The following is an 11,991-nucleotide window of genomic DNA, read 5'->3' on the forward strand; positions in this document are numbered from 1 at the left end:
GCTCCCTTTAGACATTACAAAAAAACTGAACGAAGGAAACTTGAGCAAACGAATATTTCACTCTGGCAAATTTATCGCTGGATTGCGGTTAAAGAATCCTCTAGGTACTAGCTTAAAGCCAACTCGGTGTGTTGGCATCACAGGCCAATCTTCCGATCGCGGAATATGAGTCACGCCCATTGTGTACCACAGTACGATATCTTCACCCATCAAGGACTCATCATCTGCAATATATTTTGGTAAACCCTGTCCAGGTTGAGTCTGGTTGGGATAATCGCCGCCAGCATAGAGTTCAGCAGGTTTATATTTTGTTACCCAGACGTGGTGAGTCGCAAATTCTGCCCGTTGACGGATTTTTGAGCCTTCCACAGGGAAAAACACGGAGTTTCCTCCCGGCATCAGCATATATCCAGGCGCAGCACCTAGAGGATTCTTTTTGTTTGCACTAACAATCATCCATTCTCGACTGCTTTTCATATCCAAATCGCGGACAGCAGCTGTTTCTTTTGTTAGTGGGGTTTCTGCAAGTGCGATCGCATTTCCTAAAGGATTTTTCTCATCCATCGGCAAAGCTTTGACATTCATTTCCATCACGGAATTAGCTTGACCATCGACATCGAAATCTAGGCGATAGTTGAAAAAATGCTGGTGATTTACTCCGAAGATATTCTTAGCAATCAACCGACCATAAGAATCATCGTCAGATTGCTTTTCATCAGCCGTTCCCTGCGCCAGTATGATACCCGTTAATTCATTTTGGACTTCCAAAGTCCCATCCTGGTGAAAAATCCAATTAATGCTGTAATCATAGTTGTCAACTGCCACCGTCATCGACATCACTAATTCTCGACTGCGACGGACATCATTGCGCTGAGTATTATACTCATAGTGCTTCCACAGCATTCCGTTATCGCGCTCGTAGATACCGATAACCCCTGGCATTAGATAAGGTTCTCCCTGCTCATTAGCAAATATAGCATTTAGCAACAGGCCGTTTTCGGGAATTTCCTTACCTAACTCCATCGTATTTGCTAGCAAACCAAGGTTATATTCTCCAACATCAAAGGCATTTCTAAATGACCAAGTAGGCTCAGGATCGCCATAAGGTACTACCATTTCTGATAGGTTAGCGCGGTATAAAACTGGTCGGATATTTTCCCCGTCGTCGTGTGTCACTTGGTAGAGCATTAATCCATTACGAGGATGCATTAAATAGCGAAACTTCCAACCTTGCCAGCTAATTTCATTGTCTTTGATCTGGAAATTTTTACCATTAGGTTGCAGAATCTTTAATGCTTTAAGTGGTGAAAGTAATTTGCCCAAAGATTTGATATCGTAGTTCCAGTTTTCCTTAGAGAAAGGTACGTTTACCCTATCAACAAAACTGGCGATTTTACCTGTGTTCAAATTGACTGTTGCTACGACTCCTTCAATCGGACTACCGTAATAGTTCCAGCCTTTGCCTTTATAGTAAGATAAGCTTCGACAAAGACGATTACCTGTTGCTTCTTCCTGTTGACTCAGGATTCCTGGTGTCCATGAACTGATTTTGACTTGATCGAAATCGGTAATTCCCCGCCTTCGCATCGCTTTTTGCCATTGAGGATCGGCTTTGACTACCTGAGTTACCAGTTCATATTCTGAATTAACAATCGCAGGTTGGACAGAGGATATTTCTTTCCAAGAACTTAAGGTTTTGCTTGTCAGATCAACAATTCCCTCATAGGTTTTGTTTTGCGATCGTTCAGAGATTACCAAAAAAGCTTTTCGCCCAAAGGCTTTACCCGGTGTAAAATTCAGAACTTCTTTTTTATCTGGCTCTTGTAAAGCAATCAGTGGAAAAACTGCGATTTCGCTCAAAGTTTTTTCTCTTTTGATCACCGAAACAGCTGTACTAATTTCTGTCTCGGTTAGCGAAGTGAGAGGATGGGAAATCGAAGGCTGTTGAGCCGTCAATATTCCCATTAATCCGAGTGAGATAGAAATGACGACAAGGATCGGAATAGCTAGCCACAAAAAACGCTTTAACCGCTTAGTCATCTTTTACATTTTTACAAAAGACTTATAGTTATCTATTTCCAAGCCTAAGATTGAAAACCGATAAATTTAAGAAGCTAAAGCAAAATTAATTTGTTAACAGTTGGGGAGTAAGGATTAGGGACTAGCTGACTTTTCACGGCATCTGTAAAACCTCTCTCTAAATTTTCCCCCTTTTCGTGTCGGGAAGGGGGTTAGGGGGTTAGGTTTTTCATCGGCTTTTCCAGATGACTTGAAAAGTCAATACCCAATGACAAATAACCTTAATCTAGGCAGAAACCAAACGGCGTAAAGATTCAGCACGGCGTTTAGCAATAGAGTTATTTGGAGCCAATTTGAGTGCTTCTTCGTAAGTTTCTAACGCCTGAGTAGTTAATTTTTTCTTCTCGTAGGCGTGACCGAGATTATTCAACCCTGTCACGTAGTCTGGTTTAGATCTCAGGGCTTCTTTATACTGACGAATTGCTAGGTCATATTGCTCTTGGGTAAAATAAACATAACCCAGCCCGTTGTAAATGGGGGCGATATTTTCTTCTCCATCTTCTTGGGCAGCTTTCAGAGCTTTTTGAAACAGCGCGATCGCTTGGGAATACATTTTTTTTTCTGAATAAATACTGGCTAACTCATAATATTCTTGAGTCGTACCCTTTTCTTTCTCTAACTTCTTTCGCAATCTTGCAAAAGAGCCTTCAATCTTGCGAGTTTTGAAAATCTGGCGAAGAACACCCACGGCTGCAAGTGTGAGCAAACCTATTAAAATTGAGAGATAAACAACGGCTAGACTGTTATCCATTGCTGCAAATACAAATATTAAAAATTGCTTCTGTAATCTATTATCAGCTTATTGGCCATGATGGAGATAAGGATAATTATCTTAACTCCTAACTCCTGTACAGACGCGATTAATCGCGTCTGTACTCCTAACTCCTAACTCCTAATTCAGCACTCACTTACGGTAAACCCCAATATTGAGAGCGTTGCTGGAGCCAACCTTCTGCTAAGTAACGAGCGATCGCTTGATTTACATTTCGTCTTAACTCATCGTACTGCAATCCCTTGGGCATGACTACAGACAAGGGTTCAGTTGATAGCTTGGTTGGTAGTAGCCGATATTGGGGATATTGTTGCACCCAACCGCTCAGAACGCTAGCATCTGCGGCAAAGGCGACGGCGGTATTACTTTCTATTTCCTCTCGCGCTTCGTCATAGGAATCAACTCCTACTAACTCGGCACTTGGCACATAGTACCGCACTTTCGCAATGGTGCTGGAGTTATTCAATACGGCAATTTTTTGTTTTGCCAAATCACTCAACTGCTGCACAGAGGCATCTTTTGTAACTAATACAGTGCTATCCAAATAGTAGGGAACACTGAAACTAACTATGCGGGCGCGTGACTCAGTAGCTGTGACTCTAGCGATCGCAAAATCAACTTTCTTGTCTAAGACTACAGACAGGCGATCGCGATTCGCTACTGGTTTAAACTTGACAGCCTCGGCTTTACCAACCAAATCAACACTCAAGCGCTGTGCTAAGTCAATTTCCAAGCCATGCAAATTGCCACTAGCATCTCTAAATCCCAAGGGACGCAAGTTATCTTTAACGGCAACAATTAGATAGCCTCGCTGCTGAATTTCTGGCATTTCGGCAGCAGATGCAGTTAATCCCGTCCCCACTATGGAAAAGCAAAAAATCCAAAAAATAGTGGCGGATAATACCAGATGTAACCGAGTAATTACTTCCCATCTGCTACATCCGTTATACATCCGTTGCCACCTTTATCCTTTTGCTTGATTTGCCAATTCAGCAACTTTGCCGAAGCTAGCTGGATCGAGAACTGCCAATTGCGCTAACATCTTCCGATTTAGTAAGATATCAGCTTTTTTCAGATTACCGATCAACTGGCTGTAGCTCAAGCCGTGTTGCCTTGCAGCAGCGTTGATGCGGGTGATCCAAAGGCGACGGAAATCGCGCTTTTTCTTTTTGCGATCGCGGTAGGCACTCCGTAGTGCCTTCATCACTTGTTGGTTGGCGGTTCTAAACAGAGTTGAATGGGAACCGCGAAAACCTTTAGCTAGTTTGAGAATTTTATTGCGGCGCTTTCGAGCTACGTTACCGCGTTTTACCCGTGTCATAACTTATTTCCTGAAATACTTACAAATATGGGAGCATCAAGCGCACGTTGAGTTCATCGCGTTCATGTACAAGTGTAGTCTGGCGCAGGCTACGCTTCTTGTTGGAAGATTTGTGCTCTAAAAGGTGGCTTTTGAAAGCTTTACGCCGGACGATTTTGCCGGTGCCGGTGGCACGGAATCGCTTCGCTGCGGCTTTACGAGTCTTTAGTTTAGGCATGGTTTAGCTTTAATTCAACACGATCCATAATTATATACTAAAAAAATTGCTTGAATGGCAATTAAATAAGGGATTTAACTTTTACGCCGTAAGTCCGCCACTGAATTTTGTACTGAGAATTCAGTGGCGGGATATTCGGATTGTAGCTTGCTTCTCCCTTGGCGTAGCGTCCCGTAGGGAAGGAGTACCTTCTACGGCGTTGCTGAACCAAAATATGAATCAAGCGATCGCCTTCGATAATTGCGTTCTTGATATTGTGCCGTTGCTCGTGGGTTTGCATTGCCAACATTGTCCCAAAATGTTTGTTACTCTCTTAACTGAAGTGTTAATAGATTGATCAGTTGTTGTAAAGTGATTTTAAAGAGTCAGTCAGCGCCCAAGGCATTGAGCAAAATTTTAATTTAAGTCTTTGTTAGTAAAATGGAACCTGAATTCAACTTTTTTCAGCAGTGGTATCCCCTCTCACCAGTCGAAGATTTAGTCTTAGAGCAACCAACTTCAGTGACACTTTTGGGACTGCGTTTAGTTATCTGGAAACCCAAATCATCTCAAACTTTTCGGGTGTTTTTAGATCAATGTCCTCACCGCCTTGCACCCCTAAGTGAGGGGCGCATTGATGACAAAACAGGGAATTTAATGTGTAGCTATCATGGTTGGCAATTTGATCAGCAAGGACTTTGTACTCATATTCCCCAAGCAGAAAATCCAGAACTTGTGAGTAAGAATAAAGAAAATCTGTGTACTGTAGCACTACCAGTTCGTCAGGAACAGGATTTACTCTGGGTTTGGCCAGATGCCAAATCAAGCGAACAAGCTGCTAATACACCCTTACCTTTATCACCGCAAATAGATGCTACTATTGGCTTTGTTTGGTCTTCTTATGTACGGGATTTAGAATATGACTGGCAAACCCTTGTGGAAAATGTGGCAGATCCCAGTCATGTTCCTTTTGCTCATCACGGCGTGCAGGGCGATCGCTCAAAAGCAAGACCTACATCAATTAAAATTGTGCAATCTACACCAAATTTGATTGAAGCGGCAACAGTTGGGAGCTTTGAAACAACAATCACTTTTGAACCACCTTGTCGTTTGGAGTATGCAATCAAGTTTGGTAACTCTGAAAAGCAGGTTGGACTTGTCACTTATTGTATACCAGTATCTCCTGGTAAATCTCGGATTGTTGCTCAGTTTCCCCGTAACTTTGCCAAAACACTCCATCGTCTTAGACCCCGTTGGTGGGATCATATTAGCGAACGCAATCAAGTTATTGATGGAGATATGGTTCTTCTCCAGCAGCAAGAGTATTTTCTACAACAGACACAATCGACCCCTAGCTGGAAAACTTCCTATCGACTACCTACAAGTGCAGATAGGCTAGTGATTGAGTATAGGAATTGGTTTGATAAATATTGTCAAGGACAGCTACCCTGGAATCAAGTAGGAATAAGTGTTCCAGAAATCAGGAATCTAAATAACAATCGAGAACAAGTTTTGGATCGCTACAAACAGCATACGCAGCATTGTAGTAGCTGTCGGCGGGCGCTGAAAGTTGTGCAACGCTTGCAGGCAGGGCTTTTGATCTACTTTGCTATTACTGTTTGTGCTGTTGCTCTCCTTCCTGACACTTTAAAAGTTAAGCTGGGTTTACCCCTAACTGTGACAGCCCTACTAAGTTTAGGAGCTTACGCTTGGTTAAAATTCTGGCTTAGTCCGAGGTTTTACTTTGTAGACTATATCCATGCACAAAGATAGGGGTCAATGATTTGGGTGTAATATACGAGCTGACACCAAGGGCAAGATAACTTCAAATACTTATTTAGTAAGTTTGCAGTTGACACATATGTAGTTTTATTTACCACGTTGCCGCCCATTCTTACAAATATGAATTGATTCACACCTTGGACATTTCATAGCGATGTCTACGACGGGCTACGCCTACGCCCTAATTCATATTTCTATTCTGCAACGCCCCTTCTACTTCTCTACGAGACGAGACGCGAACATTGCACTCGCAATGACGACATATCGTAAATAATTAGGCGGACATAATATTACCAACTAGAAGCAGGGAAGAAGAATAAAGATACTGGATCAGGGTTTCAGTCTTAAGTTGACACTAATGACCAGCTATATGCTAATATTTCATGGCATTATGTTAAAAAACTTTGCCTAGAATCAAAGAGTCGCCAACCCATGAGTTTAGCTGTAATTAAGTTCTCTTCAGAAGAGTGCGGCATTTGCCACAAAATGTCTTTTTATGACAAAAAGGTGGCTGAAGAACTGGGTTTAGAATTTATCGATGTCAAAATGCAGGATACGGCTGCTTACCGTAAGTATCGCAAGATTTTATTAACTCAGTATCCCGATAAATCAGAGATGGGATGGCCTACTTACATTCTCTGCAATTCTCCAGAAGGGGAATTTCAGATTGTGGGTGAGGTAAAAGGAGGTCATCCTAAAGGGGAGTTTAGAAGCCGTCTTCAAGAGGTTCTAAATTCCACAGCTAATCAGAACTAATTACCTCAAAAGATTTGACCTCCAGGACAGGGCCAATCATGGCAGTTGTCATGACATCCTCACGTACCTGTCCTTTAACTTTTGCTTTTTGTCCAGCTTTGAGTAAGTTTTTGTCAGCCCCTCTGAGGATTTCGTAAGTAACGCCCTCTTCTGTGACTAACGCCCATGCGCCTGTACCAATATCACGGCGTTCGATTGAACCTGTAAGTGTAATGCTCATAAACAGTGCTGAGTGCTGAGTGCTGAGTGGGGAGTGGGGAGTGGGGAGTGGGGAGTGGGGAGTTAGGAGAGACGCGATTAATCGCGTCTGTACAGGAATTAGGAGTGGGGAGTTAGAAGTTATTAAGAATTCTTTTCCATGCCCAATGCCCAATTCCCAATTCCCAATTCCCCATTTATGCTATTTTTTCTTCGTTTTTCAATGCTAAACGAGCAAGCCCATAACAGATTAGGGCATTGGCGATGAGGAATAAGCGTGCTAAGTAATCACTTCCCAAACCCCAAACTGCTGGGTTGAAAAATGCACTTACTGTCAAGCACGCTGCTACACCTAAAGTTGAACCAATGGCAAACCATTTCCAACTAGGATGTCCCAGCAGCAATGCCATTAAGACAATGGGGATCAGTACGCTGGCAAACAGGGGATTCAACGCATCAGTTCCCTGGAGGGTACTGCCTAGTTCGGGAATTGAACTGCCCAAAACCCGGAAAGGCCATTGGGGAAGATCAAAAATATAGATTCCCTTGAGGAAGAATAACCCAGAACTGCCAGCAATTAAACCGCTAGATAACGACCAACTCCAAGTAAAGGGGAAATAAACCCGTAAAAACCAAGCTAGCAGATAGGAACCAACTACCATTAAAATCTTGGGTAACAGTGCGATCGCGCCACCATCAATCCAAAAGCCTGGGTTAAGATAGCCGTTATCCCGTAACCATCGAAAGAAATCTGGGAAACTGATTTGCCCCCCAAAGGCTAGTTTTACTGCTGCTTCTGCATTCAGGTGTCCAGCACCATAATAGTTCAAGCCATCATCCTGGATAACTCGCGCTGACTGCTTGAGGACTTTTAAAACTTCATCTGGTTCTTTGATGCCAGCAGCTTTGATTAATGCCGCAACACCAGCAACGTGGGGAGAAGCCATGCTTGTACCCTGGAAGCCCAGAAATACGCCTTCGCCTTTTTCGTCGATAGTTTCTTGGAGAATCTTACCAGCTTCACTACCACCCGGAGCCGAGATATCTACCCCTGCACCAAAGTTAGAGTAGGGCGCTCTTTCGCCATCTGGGCCAATTGCCGAAACGCCGATGACGTAGGGATAGCGGGCTGGATAGCTTGCCCCATTAGTGTTTTCATTCCCGGCTGCGGCAATAATAACTACACCTTTTCTATGGGCATACTCGATCGCTTCTTTCATCAATTTGCTTTCACCACCACCGCCTAAGCTCATATTAATCACATCTGCGCCTTTATCAGCAGCAAATTTAATCGCTTCGGCAATATCAGCAACAGTACCGCCACCATACGAACTTAGTACCTTCAGGGGCATCAGACTGGCTTCATAGGCAATTCCAGCGACGCCATATTTGTTATTTGTGGCTTGGGCAATAGTTCCGGCAACATGAGTACCGTGACCGTTATCGTCTTTGGCTTCTTCTCGGTCGTTTACAAAATCATAGCCTTTGACGAATTTTGTCTCATACAAGTCCCGCACCTTGGTAATACCAGTGTCAATCACTGCAACTGTGATGCCACTGCCTTTGGTTTGACTCCATGCGCCTTCAATGCCGATTTGGTGCAAGTTCCACTGCTTACTGTAATATTGGTCATTGGGGCCAGTTAATGAAGGACTTGCTTCTTCATCTTCTTGGGGTCTCAAAAATTCTCCAAGCCTTGCTGGTTCACCGGGTTGTGGAATCTTCCTGTAGATATAATTTGGTTCGATGAATTCTGTAGCTTGGGCAAACTGAGATTTTTTCAGTTCTTGGAGTCGCTGGCGATCGCCTTTGACAATATACACATGATCTTTTTTGGAAAACTTGTTGTCTAATTGGGGTGTAACGTTGTATTGTTTGGCGATCGCTTGTAGATTCTGTTCCACCACAATTGATGGAATATCTTCCCGAAAATCAAGCAAAATCGTCTCAAACTCTCCTTTAGCTGCCAGTCCCTGGAAATTCAGGAAACCAAACATGGCAGATCCCAGCCCAATGACAAACAAGCACAATAATATAAGCTTTCTCATATTAACTCATCACCGCTTTTTGCCAGATTGCTCACTACCATAACTTATCTGCATCCTTTATTGGAAGATTTTGCGCTTTTAGTTACAAGTTTCACTCAGGACTTTTTTAAACGATGGAACGTGGTCTTTTGTGGTTGCCCCTCTTGGTAATGTTTTTCTGGTTGGCTTGGCAAGGCTCGAAGGAGTATCAAAAAGTTGAAGCCTATCGCGCTTGGGCAGAGCAATTTGAACGGGCTAAGTACGATATTTATTCAGTATTAGGTCAAAAAGGCAACAATCTAACTTGGGGAAAACCCACGCCTAAAGGGCCAATTAAATTAGAAACATTCTCTTTGCTTGATGTTAAACAAATCCACCTTTTAGTAGATGATAAACTAGTAGATTTGGAAGATATACCGGAGAAAGGTCGTTCTATAGAATTAGAATTTCTATTTTCCGAATCTACTAACTCAGTGCGGGTTCCGTTTACAGAAATCCCTTTGGCAGCAGAATGGGGTAAGTTTTTGCAGGGAGTATTACAAGACTTGCGATCAAAACCATGACAGTAGTTATACTTAAACTATAAGTTCCAGATAATACGGCTATTTCTGGTCAAAAAGTAGGGGCGCAAGATTTTTGCGCCCCGATGTGTGTGATCTATTTAATTGAAAACCGCTTTGAAAGTCGATTCATGTTTGGATTACACTTGGACTCAGTTAACCCGATCCAACTATGCTTGAACGATGAAGTCGGCAGCAGTAAGAGTAGGCGCACCAGTAAGTTGTGCAAATTGACCGCCACTGCCCAAACCAGCAGCACTACCATTTTGATTGTATAGTAACTGCCCAGTCATCGGGTTGTAGACAATTGCAGCATTGCTAAGTGCCCCTAAAGTGGTGATTTGAAAATCATTAGCGTTACTAAAACCCGTTCCCCCAACAGAAGTAAGGGCACTAAAGGTGGTCTTATCCAGAACAATCTTGTCACCTTGAGAGTGATTGAAGTCAGCGATCGTATCAATACCCACAACAGCGCTATTAAAGACAGAATTGGTGTCGTAGAGGAAAGAGTCAGCACCTATACCACCCACAAGAGTATCATTGCCTGGTCCACCAATGAGAAGATCATCACCAGCACCTCCCCGCAGTAGGTCGTCACCACCGCTGCCATTGATGGTGTCATTACCCCCTTGACCATTAATCACATCGTTGGAATTGTAAAAACCGCTGATGTTATTGTTCAAGTCATTGAGGAATGTGACAGCGTTTGGGGTGGAAATATACGGTTGAGTGGAGTTGGCATTAATCACATCAAAGCTTTTGGTAACACTGGCTTCTCCGTCAAATTGGATATTACCGATGGCGGGTCTTGTTGTTGATGCGGCTAAGTTATCTAGATTTTCTAAGTTAAAGTTTTGCAGAGTGACTTTGGTATTAGGCACATCTTCAAAGGTGACTTCTAAATCGTTGCCATTTTGAGTTAATTGCAGATTTGTTGCAGTTAAGCCAGCCCCAATAAATTGCAAGGTGTCTATTTTTGCAATCACCGCAGCCGAAGGGTTTGAGCTAGTACCTACACCGCCAAAGTTCGTGATGGTGTCATTGCCATTGTTTAACGGAGTAATAAAGGTGTCATTGCCGGCTGTGCCATTGATAAGACGGGGAGCTTCGTATGCACCAATATCAATCACTGCGGTGCCATTACCATCGCCATCCTGGGGAATGTTCGTACTGATGCCATTGAAGTCATTGGAACCAGCATCGATCGCAGGACTTCCGGGTTTGAGCGCAAAATTCCCGTGGGCTGCATCAACAAATTGGGGATCTTGACCCAAAATATTCTGCAATCCTGTGGCATTTAGATTATCTGAAGCTTGAAATTGATTCGAGTTATAAACAAGGTTGTGGTCAAAGTTGACATTTGTAGAATATCTCAGAACATTAGCCACTTGATTGTCGCTGGCATACATGATATTGTTAGAAACCCTAACATTCTCTGAGTAATTGACTTTAATCTCGCCGGTGTTAGCGACATTACGGCTATTTTGGTAAACTGTATTGTTGATAATATCGACATTTTTAGCTTGGAAAGGGTTAATGCCAGAGTTACCATTGTTGTAGACGATGTTATTAGCAATTAAGGTTTTGCCAAGATAAGGTGTTCCATCTTTACTCTGATTAGTAGTATCAAGCATTAGCCCATGCCCTTCAGTAATCTGACCAGTTTGTTGCCAGGGAACCAAACTTTGATTATCAAAAACAATATTGTCTCGATAAATTATTTTGTAATCAGTAGTATTGTTATCTGAATTAAAAGCATTAAGTGTTGTGACACCCTGACTACCATAAGGTGAATACCAAGCATTTCCAGACACAACATTTTTCTCAACTGTAATGTAGTCTGAATTACTGGACTCAATGCCTCCCCCTGGAAAGTTACTAACTGTGTTATCAGAGATGACGATGTGATGAGGATTACTACCGCCCACTCCTTGGCTATTTGTCCAGGCTTTGATATTAATTCCAGTGGAATTAGTTAAGGGATTGTTGAGATTATCCTTCTGTTCTAAGGCATATTCTAGAGTGATGTTTGCCCGATTGCCTTCTAGATCAAGTCCTTCAATCCGCACGTAGGATGAACTAAATATATTAATGCCACTTCCAATTGTTTTGATTATAGGCGTAGCCCCTGGATAAGCTTTGATTGTTGTCCAGTTATTTGCTGAACCATTAAAGTTAAAAAGTGTAGCGCCTTTGTCATAAGTGCCATTCATGACGTAGAGCGTGTCACCTGTTTGCATCTGATACACGGCTCTACCCAAGCTGCGAAATGCACTTCCTTCGATTAAGCCATTATTGTT

The 11,991-nt window shown here is 42.7% G+C and carries 12 protein-coding genes; 3 read left to right on the plus strand and 9 right to left on the minus strand.

The features are described from left to right. Positions 1-57: 57 nt before the first annotated feature. From V7K36_RS10880 to V7K36_RS10905, 6 genes are all read right to left on the minus strand, one after another. The gene (locus V7K36_RS10880; RefSeq protein WP_335115614.1) at positions 58-2,040 is read right to left on the minus strand and encodes a primary-amine oxidase; all 1,983 of its coding nucleotides are present in this window, start codon (positions 2,038-2,040) and stop codon (positions 58-60) included. A 265-nt stretch (positions 2,041-2,305) separates the two neighbouring features. Further along, positions 2,306-2,830, minus strand: a complete 525-nt coding sequence (locus V7K36_RS10885) for a tetratricopeptide repeat protein (protein WP_335115616.1) — start codon at positions 2,828-2,830, stop codon at positions 2,306-2,308. A gap of 157 nt (positions 2,831-2,987) precedes the next feature. Next, positions 2,988-3,803, minus strand: coding sequence for a transporter substrate-binding domain-containing protein (locus V7K36_RS10890; RefSeq protein WP_335115618.1), 816 nt, complete (start codon positions 3,801-3,803; stop codon positions 2,988-2,990). Between the two features lie 12 nt (positions 3,804-3,815). Then, entirely contained in the window at positions 3,816-4,172 is a 357-nt protein-coding gene (gene rplT / locus V7K36_RS10895; RefSeq protein ID WP_229545555.1) for a 50S ribosomal protein L20, read from the minus strand. Positions 4,173-4,191: 19 nt separating this feature from the next. Next, on the minus strand, positions 4,192-4,389 hold the full coding sequence (rpmI, locus tag V7K36_RS10900; protein ID WP_334833865.1) for a 50S ribosomal protein L35: 198 nt from the start codon (positions 4,387-4,389) through the stop codon (positions 4,192-4,194). 61 nt (positions 4,390-4,450) lie between these two features. Next, positions 4,451-4,669, minus strand: coding sequence for a hypothetical protein (locus V7K36_RS10905; protein ID WP_334940729.1), 219 nt, complete (start codon positions 4,667-4,669; stop codon positions 4,451-4,453). A 140-nt stretch (positions 4,670-4,809) separates the two neighbouring features. Here V7K36_RS10905 and V7K36_RS10910 point away from each other — a divergent pair, with 140 nt between their 5' ends. Next, a complete protein-coding gene (locus V7K36_RS10910; protein WP_335115620.1) occupies positions 4,810-6,141 on the plus strand; it encodes an aromatic ring-hydroxylating dioxygenase subunit alpha in 1,332 nt (443 codons plus the stop codon). Between the two features lie 441 nt (positions 6,142-6,582). Next, positions 6,583-6,906, plus strand: coding sequence for a thioredoxin family protein (locus V7K36_RS10915; protein ID WP_292800934.1), 324 nt, complete (start codon positions 6,583-6,585; stop codon positions 6,904-6,906). Here the strand turns inward: V7K36_RS10915 and V7K36_RS10920 are convergent. Continuing rightward, positions 6,893-7,126 carry a hypothetical protein gene (locus V7K36_RS10920; protein ID WP_335115622.1) on the minus strand — a complete coding sequence of 78 codons (234 nt, stop codon included), beginning with the start codon at positions 7,124-7,126 and terminating at the stop codon, positions 6,893-6,895. The genes V7K36_RS10915 and V7K36_RS10920 overlap by 14 nt on opposite strands. A 175-nt stretch (positions 7,127-7,301) precedes the next feature. Beyond that, positions 7,302-9,152: a S8 family peptidase gene (locus V7K36_RS10925; RefSeq protein ID WP_335115624.1), complete on the minus strand. Its 1,851-nt coding sequence runs from the start codon at positions 9,150-9,152 to the stop codon at positions 7,302-7,304. A 113-nt stretch (positions 9,153-9,265) separates the two neighbouring features. Between V7K36_RS10925 and V7K36_RS10930 the strand changes: the two genes are divergently transcribed. Further along, on the plus strand, positions 9,266-9,694 hold the full coding sequence (locus V7K36_RS10930) for a hypothetical protein (RefSeq protein WP_335115626.1): 429 nt from the start codon (positions 9,266-9,268) through the stop codon (positions 9,692-9,694). A 167-nt stretch (positions 9,695-9,861) separates the two neighbouring features. Here the strand turns inward: V7K36_RS10930 and V7K36_RS10935 are convergent. Then, positions 9,862-11,991 (minus strand): calcium-binding protein (locus tag V7K36_RS10935; protein ID WP_335115628.1); only part of this gene is annotated, 2,130 nt, incomplete at its 5' end.

The sequence above is a fragment of the Nostoc sp. genome, assembly GCF_036919555.1.
Taxonomy (GTDB): domain Bacteria; phylum Cyanobacteriota; class Cyanobacteriia; order Cyanobacteriales; family Nostocaceae; genus Nostoc.